This window comes from Mucilaginibacter hurinus, from assembly GCF_003324525.1.
Classification (GTDB): Bacteria; Bacteroidota; Bacteroidia; order Sphingobacteriales; family Sphingobacteriaceae; genus Mucilaginibacter; species Mucilaginibacter hurinus.
Map to the genome: position 1 here is coordinate 64316 of NZ_QGDC01000008.1, position 20568 is coordinate 84883.

Consider the following 20568-nt stretch of genomic DNA (forward strand, 5'->3'; position numbering starts at 1 on the left):
TAATAAATATATAACACCCATGACGTACTGTTTAGGCATAAAGGTGAAAGAGGGCCTTGTAGCCATAGCGGATACCCGCATTACATCCGGAACTGAAACCACTACAAAAAAAAAGATAACCCTGGAACAAAAAGACGGCTTTTGCCTTTTTATCATGACCAGCGGATTACGGTCTGTAAGGGACAAGGCAATGGTTTATTTTACCGAATTGCTTGACTCTAATGAATATAACAAATTATATAAAGCAGTAAATGCCTTTGGCGAACAAGTTAAACGGGCAGCCGATGAAGACCGCGCCTCGCTTGAACAAGCCGGTTTTAAGTTTGATCTGAATACAATTATTGGCGGCCAGCTTAAAGACGATACTGAGCATAAATTATTTATGCTTTATCCTGAAGGAAATTGGGTTGAACTGGGTTTAGGGGCACCTTACGTAGTTATAGGCAACTCGGGCCACGGCAAAGCTATATTAAACAGAGTACTTAATGAAGATACAGACATGCGACTGTCGCTTAAAACGGGTTTCCTGTCTTTTGATTCAACCCGTGTAAGTTCAAATAACGTTGATTATCCGATAGATGTAGTGCTGTACAAGAAAGATAGCTACCAGCTAATTGAGCAACGCTACGAAGCAAGAGACCTTGCTGCCATATCAGAGGAATGGGATGAAGAATTGAAAAAAGCTCTGGCAAATATTTCTGAAGATTGGATGGACAAGGCATTTAACAAATTGCCAATTACAGAAAAAGAAGAGGGAAACAAATGAGATTTGACGTATTTGCCGATCTGGAATATACCGCACAGACTGCGGGGACACTTATTTTGAACATACATGCCTTACGCACACCAACGCAAAACGTAATTAGCGAAGCATTTACTATTGAACCTTACCTGAAAGCCGAAGAACTAGTTGGCTTACATGGCGAAAACCGGCTGGTACGTTTTGAAATACCCGAACCCGGACCGATAAAAATTAGCTACAAGGCTACGGTTGATAATGCCTGCAAACTAGTTGACCTGGCTAACGTAGAAGAGACACCCGTACATCAATTGCCGGTAGAAGTTTTGCAATACCTTAACCCAAGCCGGTATTGCCAATCGGATAAATTGTTCAGACTGGCCAATAACATGTTTGGATACATACAAAACCCTTTTGAAAAGGTAAACTACCTGGTAGACTGGATATTTTATAACGTGCAATACCTCAGCGGCTCAACCAACTCGCAAACTTCGGCTTATGATACCGTAACACAGCAACAAGGAGTTTGCCGCGATTTTGCACACTTAGGCATCGCGTTGTGCCGAGCGCTTACTATCCCGGCCCGCTATTTTACCGGGTATGCCTACAAACTTTATCCCGCAGATTTTCACGCATGCTTTGAAGCGTACCTTGGTGGCGAATGGATATTGTTTGATGCAACGCGGCTGGCCCCGCTAAATAGTATGATAAAAATTGCTACCGGCCGCGACGCTGCCGATTCGGCAATAGCCAATATTTTTGGAGACATTTATTTTGACAGGATGGCCGTAAACTGCAAACTGGCCGACGAGGGATTTAGTCCTTTCTATTACCAGCCAAAAGCCACACAGGGCATATCTTACATTTAAAAAGCGTTCAATTGTTGCCGGCACGGCGTTTCAGGTACACCCAGTTTATTAGTACAACAATCCAGCATATAAGCAATCCAAAAAACTCCCTGGCTTCTTCAATCCAGGGCTTTTCGGCCTTCATGGTTTGTACCAGGCTCTCCTCGTCGTGCAATGTAATCCAGTCAATAACTCCATTAGCATCAAATATTTTGTAAATGGCATAAGCCAGGTAGCCAATTAAAGCAGTATAAAAGGCCAGCGGATAATATTTGTGTGTTATTGTTAAGAAGCAAAGGCTGCATATAAATATAGGGGGATCCACAGGTACGGTCGGGATCGTTATACTGCAACCCTGCTGATATAATAAACAGTATAATAAAAACAATATTAAATATTTTCATGGTTCATTAATATAGCGTTGTAAACCAACGGTAACTCCGATACATCCTATTATTCCCGCCTATAACAAACTACGCTTTGTCCGGCACAAAGTTTATAGGCGCATCTTTATCAAACGCTACATAAACCCGACGCCACGGATCATCATCAATCATGCGCCATTTGTGGGCGGTACCGGTAGTATCCAGCGCTATCAGCACTTCGCCGGGGTTCAGTATAAATTTTTCGCCTGTACGGGTCTCAAATTCAAGTGTTCCCGTAAGGGATATTACATATTGCTCGGTAGGTGCATTATGCCAATCATAAAACGAATGCGGCGGCGATTCCTGAAAACGTACTGTTGCCGCCTCGTGCAACAAACCCTCGGCAACTGTACCGGTAATAAAATGGGAGTGATTATCTTCCCCGGTATATAATTTAATAGCTTTGATCATCCAGTAAGTTAGCTTGATATAAAGGCTGCAAAAGTAAACATTACCCTTAAACTTATTGTGTTAATACAATAGTTATAATAACTTTACCCTTATGAGCAACACACAATCTACACAAAAAACAGAATGGCTTCCGCTGATTATTTGCATTGCTATCCCCGTGGCGATAGGCATCACCGCCTCTTATTTCACTGATTCCGATTCGGCATGGTACCTGGCATTAAAAAAACCATCTTTTAATCCGCCAGGCTGGTTGTTTGCGCCTGTATGGACGTCGTTATACATCATGATGGGTGTTGCATCATACCTGGTATGGCAAAACAGGGAAAACAGGGAGCCATATTTTAAGGCACGCTCGCTTTATGTTATGCAATTGATATTAAACTTTAGTTGGTCGTTTATATTTTTCCAGGCGCACAACGTGCTTGGTGCCCTGGTAATTATCGTTTTGTTATGGGTACTTATAGTAGCTTGTATCTTCTCATTTAAAAAGCTTAGCACAGCGGCTGCCTGGCTTATGGTGCCTTACATATTATGGGTAAGCTTCGCCACCGTGCTTAATTACAGTATATTAAGACTTAATGAATAAAAACACTATTTTTATGCAGACATCACCCGCTTAAAATGAAAAGATTTTTTTTGCTGCTTTGCCTGTTCGTTTGCACTATGCCGGCTTTTGCCGATACTGTATCTATTGATCATTTTACCATCGTCGAAAATCCTTTTGCGCAGGGTGAGGTAGCTGTACAGGCCGTTGATTCGGCAAAACATGTTCGGGAAAATGTAAATGGTGTTTTCACTTTCACCATGAATGGTTTCCAGGAAACTTTACAGTTTGAAAAGGGAACCGCATTTTATCGTAAGAAAATAGAAAGATCGACCTTTTTGTATGCTAAGCACGTTAACGACAGCGGTACACACTCAATTTTATATTATATTTATAAAAACGGCGATAAATTAAAACCTTGGCACATTAGCTGGGTGCTGCTGTTGGCAATACCTGCAGGGCTTGTACTGCTGGCCTACATGTTTAAACGGTTTATTGTTATTGCCCTAATAATCTTTATTATCTTCTTTTATTTTAACCATCACAACGGCTTGAGTATCGGCAGGTTTTTTGAAAGCATTGTTGACGGACTTAAAGGATTGTTTTAATCGGTAAATAGTGATACAGCTTGTCGATTAAACAAGACCGCCGGCCTATTGATGACATTAAAACGGCAATCCTACCCCAAAGTTAAGCTGCATAAAGTTATAGCGATCGCCAATGGTGCGGCCTTTATCATCCACACCTGTTTTATTGGCCTCCAGATAGGCTTGCTTGAACGGGCCTGTCTTGAATAATTCGTCAGCATGTTTAAATAGCACCCATTGGTCTGATCCGTTAAATTGCGGATCTTTTAACTTAAAGGCCATATCAAACCTGAAAACAAAAAACGTTAAATCAAACCTGAAACCGGTACCAATACCAATAGCGGTTGACTCCCACAATTTGTTGAATCGAAAATTACGCTTGTACGCAGGGTCATCTTCTACTAACTGCCAAACGTTGCCGAAATCAACAAAAACCGCTCCTTTAAGCTTTGAGCCAAAGAAATTATCTGCCAGTTTATACCTGTACTCAACGTTACCTGTAAGCTTTAGCTGGCCATACTGATCGATATACCTGAGCAGCGAACGCAATGTATCAGCCTCACCGCCTGTGCCGTAAACCGCACGGTTAAATTGCCCCGGCCCGAGTGTGCGTGGCAACCACGCGCGTATGTCATTGGCACCTCCGGCATAAAAGTTCTTTTCAAATATCAGTTCGCCGCCCCGGTCAAACGGTACGCCAATACCAGGATTAAACCGGAAAACAAACTGCCGCTCCTTGCGGCCGGTACGATACATCCTCAGGTCTACATCGGCCCTGACATAGTTGGAATAATTCTGATCAAAAAAACCAGGCGTAGGATCAGCCCTGCCCACATTAAATATATTACTAAACGGCGCCACTTCAAGTGTCCCCCTAAAGAAAACGAAGTTGCTTAACAAATTCAGTTTGTTTGCATTAAGCTGGTAGGTATACTGGCTGCCCATAGTTAAATTGGTACGGTCAACCAAAAAGATGTATGAAAAACGATTTTGATCAAGCAATACATTGTACGCGGTCGTATCAACTGATCCGCTTGTATACTGAAAAAATATGGGCGTGAGTGTATGCCGCTTATCGGGCGTCTCAAAAAAGTCATACGTAACGGAGTTTAAAAAACTCTCGCGTTTAACCAAGCCTTTTTGATAAAACAACTGGTAGTTGCTTGAAAAAGTAGTATGCGGTACACCGTACTTGCCTAACACAGGTATTTTAAACGGCGCTAGTATACGCGGATAAGTTAAAGTTACACCCGCTTTAAAATCCTGATTTTCAATAGCTCCCCGCACGGTTCTGCCATCGTTTCCGGTATCAAACAGTATACTCCAATTTATTTTAACCTGCAATATAGCCGATCGTTTAAACATGGTGCGGTTGGTAAAAGTGTTACCAATGTTATACCCGAGGCGCCCGTTCGCAAACAAAAATTCCCCCTCTATACGGTCGCTCATGCGCTTCATCGGGACTATATCAATCTTGGTATCAAGGCGGTGGGTGCTGTCGCCTAACTTGGTGTAAGTAGGGTTTGGCACGTTACGAAAAACGTTGAGTTCTGATAGCCGCGTTGTTGTTAGCGTTTGCTTGTCGATATCATAGAGTTCGCCTTTTTTTTGAAAAATGTAATCAGTAACCGAGCGCGGGGTAAACCTTTTTGAATAATCGACAAAACGAAACTGCGAATCTACCCGTATCGTGTCGGCGTCGCCCGTGGTACGGCCGTAAACATTACGGGCTATTGTTACAATTGTATTGTTAATTGTGTAAATAGGGTGGGCAGTTTTTCCTTCAGGATTATCGATAAGTATCTTTACATCAACTACACTGTTATTAAAGGTTGAATCATAATGGTAGTTAATATATTGCCTGTAAAAATCAAAATAGCCGTTGCGCTTCATTACCAGGTAAAGCTGGTCGCGGTCGTAAGCAAGGCTATCGGTATCAAAACGGCTACCCGGTTTTACATGGGCAAGTTTGGCATGGTATCCATCATAAAATGACTTCACGCGTTTATCCTGAATGCTATCTGTAAAATTCCGCACCCGGAACATAGGGCCCTGGTCAGCCGTAAAGATCAGCTCGGCCTTCTGCTTTTTTATACTGATGCTATCAGCAACCTTAGCTTTAAGGTATCCTTTATTTCGCAAAAATTTTTCCATTTGAAAACGCGAAATCTCAACCAGGTTACTATCAAGAATTGAAGGCGGCTCACCAATGTTCTTTTTGCCATTTTGGCTAAACATATAGTAGAATTGCAAGTTAAGCCAGTTATTTGGTCGCTGCTCTTTATCAATATAGTTTAATGCCAGGTCTTTAAACTCGTCATCAACACCCTTTATTGTGATCTTTCGCACCAGCGACTGACTGTCATCCAGTTTACGGGTAATGCTGCAGCCAGAAGCTATAATGATGAAAAGAATACTTAATATTGTAAGGCGGTAACCAGCAGGGTTGATATATGCTTTCAAAATCTCAGATCAATTTATTTAAATCCTTACAACATAAAAAGTTTCGTACCGAACATGGTTTGTTCCTGGTTGAAGGCCGTAAATCCATTAACGAATTTATTAACTCGGCTTACCAGGTTGACACCGTTTATCAAACGTATACAACTGACCCAAAATTGCTGAATTTATCGCATAAAATAAACTCTCAGCAAATTTCGTTGAACGATCTGGAAAAAATCAGCGGCCTTAAAACCCCCCAGGATGCGGTGGCGTTGGTAAAAATACCAGTGTGGCCTGCGTTAAGTACAGATATATTAAAAAAAAGTTTTTCTATTTTGCTTGATGCGGTGCAGGATCCCGGAAACCTTGGCACCATAATACGCACCGCCGACTGGTTTGGCATTGGTAACATTATATGCTCAGAAGATACGGTTGACGTTTACAACCCTAAGGTTGTGCAAGCTACAATGGGGTCGCTGGCGCGTGTAAAAGTGCATTATGTAAATATCGAGGCCTTTTTGCGTAACAATACATTGCCTGTATACGGCGCTTTGTTAAACGGCCAAAGTATTTATAATACAAATTTTGGCACCGAGGGCCTTATTGTTATGGGTAACGAAGGCAACGGTGTACGGCCGGCGGTTGAGAAACTTATAACCAAAGCTATTACAATTCCGCGTGCCGGACAGGCCGAATCATTGAATGTAGGTATAGCTACCGCGATATTTTGCTCAGAAATAAAGCGAAATACATTTAAATAAAGTTGGCAGTCCAAAAAAATAATTACTACTTTTGCAGTCCTTAAAAGGGTCGGGTGGCCGAGTGGCTAGGCAGAGGTCTGCAAAACCTTTTACAGCGGTTCGAATCCGCTCCCGACCTCAGGATTTTTACAATATTAAAAAATAAGCATCATGGGCGTTACTCGTTTAAAAAGAAAAGATAGAAGAAACAAAACCTTCTCACGTTTAGAAGTACAATTTTTGAAACTGGCGACAAATATTGAATTAGGCAGCCGCTCAACTGAGAAAAAAGGCAACCAGATAGCTAAAAACAACGAAGTTTTAGCCGGTCTTTCAAAATAATTGTTGAAGAAATTTTCGTAAAAATCCTGCCTGTTAAATACGGGCGGGATTTTTTTATTATTTACCTGCCAGTATCCGCTTGTTTATCCGGCTTATTAAGCCCGGCCCTTCGTAAATAAAGCCTGTATAAAGCTGTATAAGCGATGCGCCCGCATTTAGTTTCTCTATCGCGTCGTCAGGCGAATGTATACCACCCACACCTATTATCGGGAAAGTGCCGTTTGAGCGCTTATGCAAATAGCTGATGACCTCGGTTGAGCGTTTGGTTAAGGGACGGCCGCTTAAACCGCCTGTCTCTGTTTTGTGTGCTGAGTTTAACCCATCCCGGCTGATGGTAGTATTGGTAGCGATAATGCCAGCTATTTTCGTTGCGGCAACAATCTCCACTATATCGTCAAGTTGTTCGTTGGTAAGGTCGGGGGCGATCTTTAGCAAAATAGGCCTGCTTACGCCATCCCTGCCGTTACGTTGCTGCAACGTGTTAAGTATGTTCATCAGAGGCTCTTTTTCCTGTAAAGCGCGCAGGCCGGGTGTATTGGGTGAACTTACGTTTACCACAAAATAATCTACCACATCAAAAAGACGGTCAAAGCATTTTATATAATCATTGACCGCGTTTTCATTGGATGTATCCTTATTCTTGCCAATATTGCCACCTATAATCACCCCTTCCTGTCCTGCCGGCCGTTTTATACGGTAGGCGGCCAGCCGCGCAGCAAGCACATCAACACCCAGGTTGTTAAAGCCCATACGGTTAATAAGCGCCTCATCTGCCGGTAGCCTGAACATGCGCGGCTTAGGGTTACCGGGCTGCGGTAAGGGTGTAACCGTTCCAACCTCGATAAAACCAAAACCAAGGTTGGCCATTTCACTTATCACCTCGCCATTTTTATCAAAACCTGCTGCTAAACCAACCGGATTAATGAATTTTAAACCAAAAACTTCGCGCTCTAAGCGCGCATCCTTTAGGTTCCACACCCCGCGTATAAGCGTTCGCCCCGGCCACAATCTGTTTACTCTTATCAGGTTACGCGTAACAAAGTAGTGCACCTTTTCAGGATCAAACTGAAACAACAGGGGTTTAAGCAAACTATACATGCAGCAAAGTTATCTTTTTTGAGTTGAAAAGGCGAAAGCTCAGAAGCGAAACACCAGAGCCAACGGCACAAATTACAGCGAACTTTTAAAGCAGGCCCTTTACCAATGACCACCATACACATTTGCATTATTTGAAAATGTTTGTACTTTGGTGGCTTAATCTAAAAAAGCATGGTTAATGGTTTCAGACGCAACGTCGCAAAGCCGTAAACCAGGCATCGCCCAGCAAGTAACCAAAATAATATGACCACACGACGTAACTTTATAAAAAAGGCCGCAATAGGGTCCGCAGCGGCTATCAGTATTCCAGCTATTGTAAACGCTGTTTTCGCAAGCGAAAAAAGCAAGAAAGTAGCGCTTAAAAAAGATGATATAATACTTTTTCATGGCGACTCGATTACGGACAGCGGGCGCGACTGGGGCAAACATGAGTTTAACACTATCCCGGGCCTGGGCAACGGATATGTTTTACTATCGGCTGCTAAGTTGTTAAATAAACATGCCGATAAAAAATTGACCATTTATAACAAGGGTATATCCGGCTTTAAAACCAACCAGCTTCTTACTAAATGGAATGATGATTTTTTGGCTATCAAGCCCACCGTTATAAGTATTATGATAGGCGTAAATGACTATTGGCATACCAAAATAACATCTATAAATTATAAAGGCACGCTCGACGATTACCGCAACAACTACCGGAAATTGTTAACAGACATAAAAAAAGACTTACCGGCCGCTCGCCTGATACTGGCAGAGCCTTTCGGCTTAAAAGGTGTAAAACATGTTGATGATACCTGGTACCCGGCGTTAGATAATTTCAGGAATGTATCAAAAGAACTTGCTACCGAGTTTGGCGCAGTGTTTATACCCTACCAGGCAGTTTTTAACGAGGCGCTAAAGGTTGCCCCCGGTGACTATTGGACTACAGATGGAGTTCACCCGACTATAGCAGGCACCAGTTTAATGAGCGAGGCCTGGCTAAAAGCTATAGAATAATGTAAAAAGGCAATGCCTATACAAGCAGGCATTGCTCTTTTAAGTTGTTTAACTATTTTAAACATCATAAATAAATAACGGCGGATCATAACCTGCCTTAAGCAATATCGGCTTAGCCACGTTAAAAACCTTTACGTCATCGGCAAGCCTGCCCTCTAATGTACCTGCGTGCGCGTGGCCATGAAAGGTTGCTACAACGTGCCTGCGTATCAGCGGTTCGGCCAATCGTGACGAACCCAGGAAAGGGAATATCTCCAAAGGTTCTCCCTGTATGGTTTCCATCATTGGCGAATAATGTAATACCGCTATTTTTTTAAGGTGATCATTTTCCTGGTCAAGCCGTGCAAGGGCGCGGTCGAGGTTTAAAGCCTGGTCAACTGCTTCCTGCACAAATGCTTTCATCTCATGCTCGCCAAACATTGATAACATATGGTTGCCAAAGCCGCCACCAAACCCTTTAACCCCGGCAAAACCAATTCCTTTTATAACAACGCTTTCACCATCAAGTATATTAACCCCAGTTTGCTGCATAATTTGCCGGATTAGTTTGTGCCGCCCTTTTTCATGATCGTGATTGCCTAACACGGCTACTACGGGTATAGCACAGCTACGTAGTTCATCAGCCAAAAGCTCAGCTTCCTGCTCGTCGCCTGTGTCGGTAAGGTCGCCGCAAAGTAACAATACATCAGCTTTCAGCGAGGCCTCTTTAAAAAGGTTGACCCACTTCCCCTTGTCGCCCGTGCGAACATGAATATCTCCAACGGCTGCTATGCGTATATTTGCTTGTTGTTCGTCCATAGTGTCAGGTAGTTTTTATGGTTGATACTTTATAGTTCCACTCTTTAATATCCACACTATACTGTGTTTGGTCAATAACCGGGCCACGGCATACCCGTTCTACGGCCGCCGGAAGCTCGTACTGCTCGTTTGCCCTTGCCATTAATTCATCAAACAACCACTTCGGAATAATTTCATGATAGTCTGTAGGATATACAAACTGAAACATAATGATTTGTGCCAGCAGTAAATGCCAATGAGGCTCCATGCGGTAAAGAATATGCTTCCAGTTTAGCTGCTTACCGTACCTAAGCATTATGTGATTTACGTCTGCCCCGTCAAATCGTTCGCGGTTTTGAACGTATAGCTTACACCATATTAATTCTTCAGGAGGTATAAATTTAGCGGCAACACCGGCAAACTCATCCTCGGTAGCACGTTCATACCAGCTGTCGTCAACAGTACATATATTGTTTACGGTATCAAAAATAATGTCAATAAAATACTCGCCTTTAAAAACTTTGGCCAACCAGCGTACATCTGTCAACTCAATACGGTACCCACACGCAGCAAAGTGCTTTAATATTTTAGGATACTCACTGGGTTTACAAAAAATATCCAAATCCTTGGTATCCCGATATATGCCGGTATATTTAAACATGGCAAATGCGCCGCCAAGCATAAAATTTGTTCCGGTATTTCCAAGTATATCCAGCGCCTCCTTGTAAAAAGCATATGCTTCTCTTCTCTCCTCTTTTATATCGGTTGTCATGTTATCTATTTACTTACATTAACTAATTGTTAATTGTAATGTTTGGAAAGTGTCCGCGGTTACTAAAACTGATTATTAGCTATTGGCTTTAAACGCAATATCCGTTAAAATAAACCGGTGAGCTTAAACATCCGACTAAGGGGTTTGTTGATACGTTAAGGTGTAAGACATGATAAACTGGGTAGACGTTATCTTAATACTAATATTGCTATTGTGTGCGGTAACCAGTGTGCGGCGTGGATTCATTTTGTCTACGCTGGATTTACTATCATGGGCGGGCAGTTTGATGGCAAGCATTTTATTGAACAAGCCGCTGAGCAACTTACTTGATAAAAATTTTACCGCTATGGGGCCGTGGTCTGCACCGGTGGCATTCATCATAGTTTTGGTTGCTGCACGGATTACGTTAGACACGCTGGCAGACCGTGTACTAAATAAAATTCCTGAAAAGACGCACCGTACTACGGTTAACAGGTTATTAGGAATAGCGCCCGGAATTATAAACGGCTTTTTATGGATTGCGATAGCTGCCAGTTTGTTTCGTATACTACCTATCATGTCGCCGGTTGCCGAAAGTGGAAGATCAAGTAAAGTAAGCAACTGGGTTATAGGCGATACATCGTGGTTTCAGGAAAAGGCCTCGCCAGTGTTTACAGCATTGTTTAACAGGATTGTGCCAAAAACGGATGCAGCGGTAGGCAAAGAAAAATTTATAACCCTTCCGTTTAAAGTTAACAATCCCCAAAGACGTACAGACCTTGAAGCCAGTATGCTCACAATGGTTAATAGGGAACGCAGAAAACATGGCCTGACACCACTTAAGGCTGATCCTGCCATAGCGGTGGCGGCCTTAAAACACTCAAAGGATATGTTTGCAAGAGGCTACTTTTCGCACCTTACTCCTGAAGGTAAGAACCCTTTTGAAAGGATAAGAGACGAAAAGGTTATGTTTATTGCCGCAGGAGAGAACCTGGCAATTGCTCCAACACTGGCAAAGGCTCACGAGGGTCTGATGAATTCGCCGGGGCATCGTGCAAACATCCTTCACGCTGCTTTCGGGCGGTTAGGCATTGGCATATTGGATGGAGGCATCTACGGATTGATGATCACGCAAAATTTTAGAAATTAATGTTTGACAAGTTACAGTAGATGAATAAGAGCCATAGTAATCAACGTTTAAAAAGAAAAACATCACCAATTAGCTATTTTATGACTACAGTTACTCTTTTTATTACCGCCGCGTTACTTTTAGGTAACGGCAAGGACAAAAATGTTCCTAAAGAATTTACAGGTGCATCTGTCACAATACCTGTGAAGAACCAAAGCCCCGATCGTCATGCTTACTCAAATACCGATACTTTGCAGTTTATCCACTTTGATGGCAATTTTGATTATTGGTACGCTGTGTTCATTAATCAGCGGAAGGATACGGTAAAACTTGTGACCGATACCGCGATAGCCTATAATTTAAAAAACAGGCTATTTGAGGTGAAGTGGTTTATTGACACTCTTTATGAAGCCGGCGACAACGACAGTAAGTATACGGCAAAGCGCATGTCGCACTTCCGGCTGATTAACGGGAAACCTTTTGTGGCTCCGATAACGGAAAAGAAGGTATTACAAGACGTTAAGAACATCCCTGAGGTACAAAGCGGCGCCGACCAGGTGCTAATTGCTGAAAGGCCCTCAGAAGAAAAAGATTTCTACCTTGTTGAGACCGGAAGCCGCGAAACAGACAATTTTTCAAGATTCCTGATGCTTAGGGTTTATACCTACCCTCAATATATGATAAAAATTTACGATGCGGGGACGGACACAGAATTGAGCCTGGATGAATGGAGATCGAAATCACGCAAATAATAGCAACAAAGTATTACCACATGGCAATGAGCACCACCACTAAGTTTATTTTAAATTTATCCTTCCTGGTTATACCATTTGCAGTACTATGTGTTGTGCTGCATGAAGATGACATCAATGGAAGTATTGGCGGAGGAAGTTATGATTTATCAGGGCTTGTGTACGGTTTACTGCTATTCGCGTTCATTATAATCTGGCTGATATGGATACTAATATGTTATTTTAACAGTAAAAGCGCTGTCAACCGAAAATTATACGGCGCGCTGCTTGTTATTGGCTTACTAACCCTCATAGCCGCCTGGTTTGTTACACCCGATATGTTTTAAATCATCACATGACATGTTAATTTACGCTATACGTGACTTTTATGGTTAAAATACCTCCTTCTTAACCAGAATGCAACGTTAACCAATGCAATCAGGGCAGGCACTTCAACCAAAGGCCCGATAACGCCGGCGAATGCCTGCCCGCTGTTAATACCAAACACCCCGATAGCAACAGCAATTGCCAATTCAAAGTTGTTACCCGTGGCAGTGAAAGCAATAGCTGCACTTTTTGAGTAGTCAGCGCCGAAATATCTTCCAATAAAAAAACTGATAATAAACATCACAGTAAAATAAATAACCAGCGGTATAGCAATCCTTACCACATCCATCGGAATCTGTATAATCAACTCTCCTTTAAGGCTGAACATAATAATGATGGTGAATAATAAAGCGATGAGTGTGATGGGAGATATAAAAGGCACATACCTTTGCTGAAACCAATCTTTACCCTTTATCTTTATCAGTACATATCTGCTAATAACTCCCAGGGCAAATGGAATACCCAGGTAAACCCCCACGCTCCCGGCAATCTGGTTAATGCTTATATCAACTTTAAAACCATCAAACCCAAAGTATGGAGGCAGTACTGTGATAAAAATGTAAGCGTACAAACTGTATAAGAATACCTGGAAAATACTATTTAGCGCAATAAGGCCGGCAGCATATTCACGGTTGCCGTCGGCAAGGTCGTTCCAAACTACTACCATTGCAATGCATCGTGCCAACCCAATTAAAATTACCCCTATCATGTATTCCGGATAACCCCTAAGAAACAGCAATGCCAGGGCGAACATTAAAATCGGACCAACAATCCAATTCAGAAACAATGACGCCCCGAGTACTTTGATGTTTGAGAGTACTTCGCCCATTTTGGCATAGTCAACCTTAGCCAATGGCGGGTACATCATTAAAATTAAGCCTATTGCAAGGGGGATATTGGTAGTACCGCTTGAAAAGGAGTTAACAAATGCACTGCTTGATGGAACAAAATACCCCACTGCAACACCAAAAGCCATTGCCAGGAAAATCCACAAGGTTAGGTAGCGATCTAAAAAACTCAATTTTTTACGCGCCACCACCGGCGCACAATTATTTGCCGACATACTTAATTTTGTATTTGTGAGAATATATAAAACATTTCATTGGCAATCTGTACACTTCTTTCATGATATTTTCCTGCCTGTTGTGACGTATTATCAAATGCTTTCGGATCTTCAAAAGGTATTGGAAAACGCTTTTCTGCACCTGAAATGTATGGGCATCCAGCATCGGCCTGCGAGCATGTCATAACTGCCGCAAATTCACTTCCCGGATTAAAATCGTTATTATATATTTTCGAAAAACCAATAATAGGATGTCCGTTTTCACTAAATTTAATTGCATAAACAGGGTTACTGCCTTTCGTTAAAGTTTGCACTTTAAAGCCTGATTGGCGCAAAGTTTCAGCTACCATGGGGAACAAGGAAGTTGCTTCCGTACCACCTGAATAACAAAAGACATTTTTAATTCCGTAATGGGCTGCAGCTGCTTGCGCCCAAACCTGGCATAAGTGGCTTCGTCTGGAATTATGGGTGCAGATCATATTCAGCCTGATATCCTTTTGCGCAACAGACTTGCTTTGGATAAAGTCAATGAGGGGTTGCAATACAGATTTACGCTCCAACGAAATGGTTTTAAAATCCAGCGTCTGAGCAACGTCGCGTATTTCCTGGTAAAGAATTGTGTTCAAAGACATAAGTGTATTTACTAATAAGCAACCTAGGCTAAGTTGCAACCAATGTTGTTATAATCGCAATATTACGATTAATATTTTAATAATGTATTTATCCGGGTTAAGTTAGTGATACTTGAAGCAGGGGCAACAAACTATTAATTGAAATAAGAACACATTTGGGTGAAAGAAGGATTGAAATGGCAGTGGTAACCGCGCGCATTGGTCAGGCGTCCTTTTTAAAAACTACTTACGAGTTTGGAATCTAAAGCTAATCAAGAGTACTTAGCATTTGAGTCTCACATAACTGATGGTCAAACCTACCTTTAGCCATGATAGATTTAAAACAAAGGAGAGCCTTCTAACACCATAGCTGGAAGGCTCCCTTTTATCAGGTGATCCCGTTTGGATTCGAACCAAAGACCTACTGCTTAGAAGGCAGTTGCTCTATCCAGCTGAGCTACGGGACCATGCTAAAGGACGTATAATCCTTTTGCGGGTGCAAATATGCTAAAATTGTGTCAAGATGGCAACTTTGATAACGAGCGAAGTAATTAAATTAAACCTATCTGCCGGTCATTCCGTAAAAGTTGATACCATTAAGTTAAACTTATTAGTTATAAATGAATTGTCTGACGCGTATTTGCTGTATTTTTTCAATTAATTTATCTAAAGCATCTATACTCATAATTTTATTACTTTTCTACAACCGCGATACGTACGCTCAAACAGTTATTAAAGGTACAGTTGAGAACGAAAGCGGCATCAGGCTTCCGGGAGTTAGCATTTCTGTAAAAGACGGCGATGCTGCAACTTCCACAGATAACAGTGGTAATTTCGTATTGCAACTCAAACAGCTTTTTCCCCTTCGGCTCATGGTTTCATTTACAGGCTATCAAACTAAGGAAGTCGTGGTTCCAAACGATGAAACAGCTTTAAAAATAGTTTTGACGCCTCAATCGCAGAATCTGGAAGAGGTGGTTATATCTGCATCACGCCGGCCCGAAAAAATACAGGAGGCACCTGTTGCCATAAGCGTCATCGGGTCGAAAAAGATATTAAATGATGTTGTAGGCAACCCGTTTCTTTCGCTACGAAATTTAACAGGTGTTGATGTAGGGCAAGCCGGTGTAAACAGCGGAATGATCACTTTAAGGGGAAGTTCCACCGTGTTTCAGACAGAAACATTTGTAATGCTTGACTATCGTAACTTGGTACTGCCCGGCCTGGGTACGCTTGGGTACAGTCAGCAGCCAATAGATGCTATAGACCTTTCCCGGGTTGAAGTGATCAAAGGTCCTGGCTCGGCATTATATGGCCCGGGAGTTGAAGCAGGTATCGTCCATTTCATCTCGAAGAGCCCTATAGACTATCCGGGTACTACCGTAAGCATTGCCGGGGGCTCGCGCAGTGCTTTTGAAACAGCTGTCCGGGTAGCAAATACCAACCGGGCAAAAAACCTGGGATATAAAATTTTAGGCTATTACCGCACAGCGCAGGACTGGCCGCTGCGACCGGATAACCCGGTTGACGCCGCACATTTAGCCCTTTATAAAAAAGCCGTGATAAGCAGCTTAACCGGAGATACTATTTTTAAAAAGATACCCGATTACCGCACAGAATCTTACGGCATTACCGGAACGTTAGAGTATAAACCTGGGCTGAACACCACCATAACAGGCGTGGGTGGCTACTCCACCGCGAAGTATATTTACCGCACAGCGCAGGGCGAAGGCTATGCAAAGGCACCACGCACATTCACGCAGTTAAGGCTACAATCGGGCGGCCTTTTTGCACAGGCCTTTTGGTCGTATTACGACGGAAGTGATGGGAATACCGGTTTATACACCACAGGTTTCTCTACCATAACCAAATCACACCAGCTTGAAGGGCAGGTACAATACAGCTTTTCGGCATTGAATAATAGGATGAAACTTACCGCAGGATCAGACTACCGGTCGAACACGGTTGACACAAAGGGTACTGTAAGCGGCAGGTATGAAAATGACGACAAGGTGCTTATAGCAGGCGCTTACCTGCAAACAGACACGCGTATTGTTGATAAGCTAAACTTTGTAGCAGCAGGCAGGATTGACAGGTTTACCGCACTTAGCGCAACTTCTTTTTCGCCAAGGCTTGGCCTGGTGTATAAAGCGGCGCCTGAGCATTCCTTTAGGGCCACTTTTAACCACGCAGTAAGCTGCCCAACATCTATTAGTTTATTCAGCGATCTGGCTTTACTCAATGCCAATGCCTATTCGGTACATTTGTTGGCCGGGGCACAGCCGGTCACATTTAACAACCCAAAAACTACCAGCTTTTTACCCGGCAATACTGTATATGATGGCGTAGGCCAGGCACTTGCACCTGTATACGCGGTTTTAACGGCCGGTATATCAAGTTCAGGCAATCTGCCCAAACCTTTAACGGATTATCTTGCCTCGCTTACTCCGGTTATCCCCGGAGCGTCGGCTGGTGTTCAATCTATGCCGGTATTACCACGTGATAAATTAAGGTTGTCGTCGTCTAATATGTATGAGGCCGGTTATAAAGGGAGTTTCGCCAATAAGTTGAATATTACGTTAGACCTTTACTACAATGTGCGTAAAAATATGCTCTCGGCACCTGTTACGGCAACACCGCTTGTGGTACAAACAACTTTAGGGGCAGATATGGCTACCGCTGTGGCGGCCACGGTTAGCGCGGATGAGCTTGCAAAATACGGCCTTACGCCAGGTCAACTCGCTTCAATTTACCAGGATGCTGCTACCTCACTTGCAATTAATGCCAACGGCGGCTACGTTCCGCTAGGTGTCATCCGGTCAGATCAGGCACCGCTCACCAATCGGCCTACTGTCGACCTCTCCTATTATAATTTAAGGCAGATAAGGTACGCAGGTATAGACGCTGGTGCTGAATACCTGTTTAATAATTATATATCGGTGTATGGCTCGGTAAGCTGGCTGAGTAAAACGTTGTTTAAAAACGTACCTGTTGGCGAGCAGGCCAATGCCCCCGTAACAAATTTTTCCCTTAATGTCCCCTCTACTAAAATTAAGGGCGGCATCGGTTATCAGCCAAGCTCCGGCTTTACCGGTTCAGTGGCTGTTCGGTATCAAAACAAATGGGAGGCGATAAACGGAGCATTATTTACCGGCCCTGTTGATGCTTGCACTATGGCCGATTTAAGCATAGGCTATGGTTTTAAAAATGGATTAAAAATTAATGCTACGTGTACAAACTTATTTAACGAAGACTATCGTTTTATTTACGGCGCGCCGATAATAGGCCACCAATTAATGGTGAGAACGGTTTATAATTTTGGCACCGGCAATTAGTGGCTGAATAAGATTATTGAAGATGGGGAATACTGAATTGATTTATAAGGCTCTTGCCGAGCGCAACACCGAACTTTTAACGCTGCTGGATAAAGACGGGAAATTTATAATGGCCGGTACGGCCAGCTTTAATCTGTTACAATATCAGCCAGAAGAAATCATCGGGCGGAATATTTCCTGCTTTGTGCACCCGGTTGAAAGAATTGAGTTTGATGAATTGTTAAACAACTTAAAACCCGGCGAAGCCAAAACAATTGAACACCGCTTTATAAAAGCGAACGGCGACTGGCTATGGATGGAAACCCTGGCCGTTAATTATCTTGACCGTGCGGATATCAATGGTATAGCGCTGACATCAAAAGATATATCTGAGCGCAAGGCTAAATACTTTGAACTTGAGCATGCCATGCTTAAGTATAAAGCCATTTTTGACAACAACCCTGACATGGTTTATTACCAGGATACGGAGGGTTACGTAAGGGACGTGAATGATGTTTCGGCTCAGCTATATGGTTTGCCAAAAGACCAGGTAGTTGGACAGCATTATTCTTATTTTATTCCCACACAAAATAAAGACATTTCTGATAGGCATTTAAAGATTGCGCTGCAGGGCATCCCGGCTAAATTCGAGCAAACCTTATTTATGCCAAGTATCGGACTAACTTACTATATAGATGTTTCTAAAATCCCCGTAATATTAAACGACAAGGTAGTAGGCGTACATACCATCTCAAAAGACATTACTGCAGCAAAAAATGCACAGGAAATCATCAAGCGGCAATCAGAGGAATTGCATACGCTTAACGAAGAACTACAGGCCCAGGCCGAGGAACTGCAAACCGTAAACGAAGAATTGCAGTCGCAATCAGACGAGTTAATGGCGCAGGCTGATTATTTGAGAGAACTGAACATACAATTACTAAAGGAACGAGAAAAAGCCGACCAGGCGAACCAGGCGAAAAGCACCTTTTTGGCTATCATGAGCCATGAAATACGCACACCTATGAACGGTGTACTGGGAATGACGGCTCTGCTTTGTGAGACACAACTTGATGCAGAGCAGCGCGAATATGCAGAAACTATCAGGAACAGTGGTGAAGCCTTGCTGAATGTGATTAACGATATTCTTGATTTTTCAAAAATCGAATCAGGAAATATGGAGATAGACCCGCATGTATTCAGTTTGCGGCAATGTGTTGAAGAGGTGCTGGACGTATTTTCGGTAAAAGCGGCACAGCAAAAAATAGAGCTGATACACCAGATAGGCCCGGGCATACCCGCCTACCTTTACGCGGACGGTTTGAGGTTGCGCCAGGTGCTTATAAACCTGGTGGGTAACGCGCTAAAATTTACGCAAAAGGGTGAGGTATTCATCGGCATTAGCCTGGCCAGACGGGCTGGAGAGGAATTGGAGCTCAGCTTTGATGTGCGTGATACCGGCATCGGGATACCTGAAGACAAACTTTCCACATTGTTTAAAGCTTTTTCGCAGGTCGACTCATCTACAACCCGCAAGTACGGGGGCACCGGTTTAGGGCTAATTATCAGCGAGCGCCTGGTTGAATTAATGCATGGCAGTATAAAGGTTAAAAGTAAAATGGGTGAGGGAACTGTTTTTTCATTCAGCATTAAATGCACCGAGGCAGTAAATCCCGAACAGACTTTTGAATCGGGGATTAGCGGCTTCGACGATAAAAAAGTGCTGGTGATAGATGACAACCACACCAACCTTAAAATCTTGAAGATTCAATTGGAGCAATGGAAGCTGAAGCCTGTTTTAGCGTCATCGGGCAGGGAAGCGCTTGAAATAATTAATCGCGAAAAGGATTTTGACCTGGTAATATCAGATATGCAAATGCCCGAAATGGATGGCGTACAGGTATGTACCCGTATAAAAGAGTTAAATAATGCCATCCCTATTCTCCTCTTGAGTTCCATTGGCGATGAAACCAAGAAGAAATATGGCCATTTATTTACCTCTATATTGACTAAACCCATTAAACAGCAGCTGTTATACAAAAAGATTCAGATTGCCTTTAACCAGGACATAAGCGTTACCGCTGATAAGGAGACTTATAAATCAGATAAATTATCGCCTGACTTTGCCCGGTTATACCCCGTAAAAATATTGGTTGCCGAAGATAACATGATAAACCAGAAGCTGATATTAAGAATACTGAGCTTATTAGGATACATCCCTGCTTTGGTTGAAAATGGGAAGGACGTTATAAGAGCGCTCAATCAGGATTATTTTGACCTGGTACTGATGGACGTGCAAATGCCTGAGATGGATGGCATTGAGGCTACACGTGTAATAAGGCAGAGTTTTGAAAAGCAACCTGTTATAGTGGCCATGACAGCGAACGCTATGAGCGAAGATAAAGAAGACTGCCTTGCTGCAGGAATGGATGACTATCTATCGAAACCTATAAACCTTGGCGAATTAAAAAACTTATTGGAAAAATACGCTTAGATAGCGTTACTGTATAGCGGCACGGGACAATCATGCCCGACTAATAAATTATAAACACCTGCCGTAAGAGCTCTTTCACGAATAACATAAACAGCTAAAAAATAAAAGTCCCCGCACACTCGCTGCTTGGGGACTT

At 42.8% G+C, this 20568-nt stretch carries 20 protein-coding genes and 2 tRNA genes; 13 read left to right on the forward strand and 9 right to left on the reverse strand.

All coding sequences use genetic code 11. The features are described 5' to 3' along the window. Positions 1–19 precede the first annotated feature (19 nt). Together DJ568_RS14295 and DJ568_RS14300 are read left to right on the forward strand one after the other, a co-directional pair. Positions 20–766 carry a peptidase gene (locus DJ568_RS14295; protein ID WP_114005977.1) on the forward strand — a complete coding sequence of 249 codons (747 nt, stop codon included), beginning with the start codon at positions 20–22 and terminating at the stop codon, positions 764–766. Then, positions 763–1608, forward strand: a complete 846-nt coding sequence (locus DJ568_RS14300) for a transglutaminase-like domain-containing protein (protein WP_114005978.1) — start codon at positions 763–765, stop codon at positions 1606–1608. The genes DJ568_RS14295 and DJ568_RS14300 overlap by 4 nt, the downstream gene beginning before the upstream one ends. Positions 1609–1615: 7 nt before the next feature. Here the strand turns inward: DJ568_RS14300 and DJ568_RS14305 are convergent, their stop codons facing one another. Together DJ568_RS14305 and DJ568_RS14310 are read right to left on the reverse strand one after the other, a co-directional pair. Then, positions 1616–1912: a transmembrane 220 family protein gene (locus DJ568_RS14305; protein WP_158534942.1), complete on the reverse strand. Its 297-nt coding sequence runs from the start codon at positions 1910–1912 to the stop codon at positions 1616–1618. Between the two features lie 148 nt (positions 1913–2060). Next, a complete protein-coding gene (locus tag DJ568_RS14310) occupies positions 2061–2423 on the reverse strand; it encodes a cupin domain-containing protein (protein WP_114005980.1) in 363 nt (120 codons plus the stop codon). 91 nt (positions 2424–2514) lie between these two features. Between DJ568_RS14310 and DJ568_RS14315 the strand changes: the two genes are divergently transcribed. Together DJ568_RS14315 and DJ568_RS14320 are read left to right on the forward strand one after the other, a co-directional pair. Beyond that, entirely contained in the window at positions 2515–3009 is a 495-nt protein-coding gene (locus DJ568_RS14315; RefSeq protein ID WP_114005981.1) for a TspO/MBR family protein, read from the forward strand. Positions 3010–3044: 35 nt separating this feature from the next. Continuing rightward, positions 3045–3575, forward strand: a complete 531-nt coding sequence (locus DJ568_RS14320) for a hypothetical protein (RefSeq protein ID WP_147238766.1) — start codon at positions 3045–3047, stop codon at positions 3573–3575. A gap of 57 nt (positions 3576–3632) precedes the next feature. Here DJ568_RS14320 and tamL read toward each other — a convergent pair whose 3' ends face one another. Beyond that, positions 3633–6017, reverse strand: a complete 2385-nt coding sequence (tamL, locus tag DJ568_RS14325) for a translocation and assembly module lipoprotein TamL (RefSeq protein WP_114005983.1) — start codon at positions 6015–6017, stop codon at positions 3633–3635. Between tamL and DJ568_RS14330 the strand changes: the two genes are divergently transcribed. The 3 genes from DJ568_RS14330 (at position 6008) to DJ568_RS14340 (ending at position 7078) form a co-directional block, all read left to right on the forward strand. Further along, positions 6008–6757: a TrmH family RNA methyltransferase gene (locus tag DJ568_RS14330; protein WP_114005984.1), complete on the forward strand. Its 750-nt coding sequence runs from the start codon at positions 6008–6010 to the stop codon at positions 6755–6757. The two genes, tamL and DJ568_RS14330, sit on opposite strands and share 10 nt — an antisense overlap. A 47-nt stretch (positions 6758–6804) precedes the next feature. Then, positions 6805–6875, forward strand: a tRNA-Cys gene (locus tag DJ568_RS14335). A 32-nt stretch (positions 6876–6907) separates the two neighbouring features. Beyond that, positions 6908–7078: a spore protein gene (locus tag DJ568_RS14340; protein ID WP_114005985.1), complete on the forward strand. Its 171-nt coding sequence runs from the start codon at positions 6908–6910 to the stop codon at positions 7076–7078. Between the two features lie 57 nt (positions 7079–7135). Here DJ568_RS14340 and DJ568_RS14345 read toward each other — a convergent pair whose 3' ends face one another. Continuing rightward, the gene (locus DJ568_RS14345; protein WP_114005986.1) at positions 7136–8176 is read right to left on the reverse strand and encodes a quinone-dependent dihydroorotate dehydrogenase; all 1041 of its coding nucleotides are present in this window, start codon (positions 8174–8176) and stop codon (positions 7136–7138) included. 243 nt (positions 8177–8419) lie between these two features. Here DJ568_RS14345 and DJ568_RS14350 point away from each other — a divergent pair, with 243 nt between their 5' ends. Continuing rightward, on the forward strand, positions 8420–9175 hold the full coding sequence (locus DJ568_RS14350) for an SGNH/GDSL hydrolase family protein (protein WP_114005987.1): 756 nt from the start codon (positions 8420–8422) through the stop codon (positions 9173–9175). 57 nt (positions 9176–9232) lie between these two features. On the opposite strand, the gene DJ568_RS14355 is transcribed toward DJ568_RS14350, so the two are convergent. Together DJ568_RS14355 and DJ568_RS14360 are read right to left on the reverse strand one after the other, a co-directional pair. Next, positions 9233–9973 (reverse strand): metallophosphoesterase family protein, encoded by a 741-nt coding sequence (locus DJ568_RS14355; RefSeq protein WP_114005988.1) that lies wholly within the window; start codon positions 9971–9973, stop codon positions 9233–9235. Positions 9974–9977: 4 nt separating this feature from the next. Beyond that, entirely contained in the window at positions 9978–10724 is a 747-nt protein-coding gene (locus DJ568_RS14360) for a nucleotidyltransferase (RefSeq protein WP_114005989.1), read from the reverse strand. Between the two features lie 169 nt (positions 10725–10893). Between DJ568_RS14360 and DJ568_RS14365 the strand changes: the two genes are divergently transcribed. From DJ568_RS14365 to DJ568_RS14375, 3 genes are all read left to right on the forward strand, one after another. After that, positions 10894–11853 carry a CvpA family protein gene (locus DJ568_RS14365; protein ID WP_114005990.1) on the forward strand — a complete coding sequence of 320 codons (960 nt, stop codon included), beginning with the start codon at positions 10894–10896 and terminating at the stop codon, positions 11851–11853. Between the two features lie 80 nt (positions 11854–11933). Further along, complete coding sequence (locus DJ568_RS14370) at positions 11934–12584, forward strand: hypothetical protein (protein ID WP_114005991.1); 651 nt, start codon at positions 11934–11936, stop codon at positions 12582–12584. Next, positions 12560–12910 (forward strand): hypothetical protein, encoded by a 351-nt coding sequence (locus DJ568_RS14375; RefSeq protein WP_114005992.1) that lies wholly within the window; start codon positions 12560–12562, stop codon positions 12908–12910. Before DJ568_RS14370 ends, DJ568_RS14375 begins: the two co-directional genes overlap by 25 nt. Before the next feature lie 26 nt (positions 12911–12936). On the opposite strand, the gene arsB is transcribed toward DJ568_RS14375, so the two are convergent. The 3 genes from arsB to DJ568_RS14390 all read right to left on the reverse strand — a co-directional run bounded on the left by arsB (position 12937) and on the right by DJ568_RS14390 (position 15091). After that, positions 12937–14013, reverse strand: coding sequence for an ACR3 family arsenite efflux transporter (arsB, locus tag DJ568_RS14380; protein ID WP_114005993.1), 1077 nt, complete (start codon positions 14011–14013; stop codon positions 12937–12939). A gap of 2 nt (positions 14014–14015) precedes the next feature. After that, positions 14016–14645, reverse strand: coding sequence for an arsenate-mycothiol transferase ArsC (locus DJ568_RS14385; RefSeq protein ID WP_199560991.1), 630 nt, complete (start codon positions 14643–14645; stop codon positions 14016–14018). Between the two features lie 372 nt (positions 14646–15017). Next, positions 15018–15091: transfer RNA gene (locus DJ568_RS14390), tRNA-Arg, on the reverse strand. A gap of 153 nt (positions 15092–15244) precedes the next feature. Between DJ568_RS14390 and DJ568_RS14395 the strand changes: the two genes are divergently transcribed. Next, on the forward strand, positions 15245–17959 hold the full coding sequence (locus tag DJ568_RS14395; RefSeq protein WP_114005994.1) for a TonB-dependent receptor: 2715 nt from the start codon (positions 15245–15247) through the stop codon (positions 17957–17959). Between the two features lie 22 nt (positions 17960–17981). Next, complete coding sequence (locus tag DJ568_RS14400) at positions 17982–20432, forward strand: PAS domain-containing hybrid sensor histidine kinase/response regulator (protein ID WP_114005995.1); 2451 nt, start codon at positions 17982–17984, stop codon at positions 20430–20432. Positions 20433–20568 lie beyond the last annotated feature (136 nt).

Bases quoted from the DNA above. Each gene is read 5' to 3' on its own strand.
- DJ568_RS14330 (WP_114005984.1), top strand. From the start codon at position 6,008: ATGCTTTCAAAATCTCAGATCAATTTATTTAAATCCTTACAACATAAA.
- DJ568_RS14375 (WP_114005992.1), top strand. From the start codon at position 12,560: ATGGAGATCGAAATCACGCAAATAATAGCAACAAAGTATTACCACATG.
- DJ568_RS14400 (WP_114005995.1), top strand. From the start codon at position 17,982: ATGGGGAATACTGAATTGATTTATAAGGCTCTTGCCGAGCGCAACACC.
- DJ568_RS14355 (WP_114005988.1), bottom strand. From the start codon at position 9,973: ATGGACGAACAACAAGCAAATATACGCATAGCAGCCGTTGGAGATATT.
- DJ568_RS14310 (WP_114005980.1), bottom strand. From the start codon at position 2,423: ATGATCAAAGCTATTAAATTATATACCGGGGAAGATAATCACTCCCAT.
- DJ568_RS14315 (WP_114005981.1), top strand. From the start codon at position 2,515: ATGAGCAACACACAATCTACACAAAAAACAGAATGGCTTCCGCTGATT.
- DJ568_RS14395 (WP_114005994.1), top strand. From the start codon at position 15,245: ATGAATTGTCTGACGCGTATTTGCTGTATTTTTTCAATTAATTTATCT.
- DJ568_RS14385 (WP_199560991.1), bottom strand. From the start codon at position 14,645: ATGTCTTTGAACACAATTCTTTACCAGGAAATACGCGACGTTGCTCAG.
- DJ568_RS14370 (WP_114005991.1), top strand. From the start codon at position 11,934: ATGACTACAGTTACTCTTTTTATTACCGCCGCGTTACTTTTAGGTAAC.
- DJ568_RS14360 (WP_114005989.1), bottom strand. From the start codon at position 10,724: ATGACAACCGATATAAAAGAGGAGAGAAGAGAAGCATATGCTTTTTAC.
- DJ568_RS14340 (WP_114005985.1), top strand. From the start codon at position 6,908: ATGGGCGTTACTCGTTTAAAAAGAAAAGATAGAAGAAACAAAACCTTC.
- DJ568_RS14320 (WP_147238766.1), top strand. From the start codon at position 3,045: ATGAAAAGATTTTTTTTGCTGCTTTGCCTGTTCGTTTGCACTATGCCG.
- DJ568_RS14365 (WP_114005990.1), top strand. From the start codon at position 10,894: ATGATAAACTGGGTAGACGTTATCTTAATACTAATATTGCTATTGTGT.
- DJ568_RS14300 (WP_114005978.1), top strand. From the start codon at position 763: ATGAGATTTGACGTATTTGCCGATCTGGAATATACCGCACAGACTGCG.
- DJ568_RS14295 (WP_114005977.1), top strand. From the start codon at position 20: ATGACGTACTGTTTAGGCATAAAGGTGAAAGAGGGCCTTGTAGCCATA.
- DJ568_RS14350 (WP_114005987.1), top strand. From the start codon at position 8,420: ATGACCACACGACGTAACTTTATAAAAAAGGCCGCAATAGGGTCCGCA.
- DJ568_RS14345 (WP_114005986.1), bottom strand. From the start codon at position 8,176: ATGTATAGTTTGCTTAAACCCCTGTTGTTTCAGTTTGATCCTGAAAAG.
- arsB (WP_114005993.1), bottom strand. From the start codon at position 14,013: ATGTCGGCAAATAATTGTGCGCCGGTGGTGGCGCGTAAAAAATTGAGT.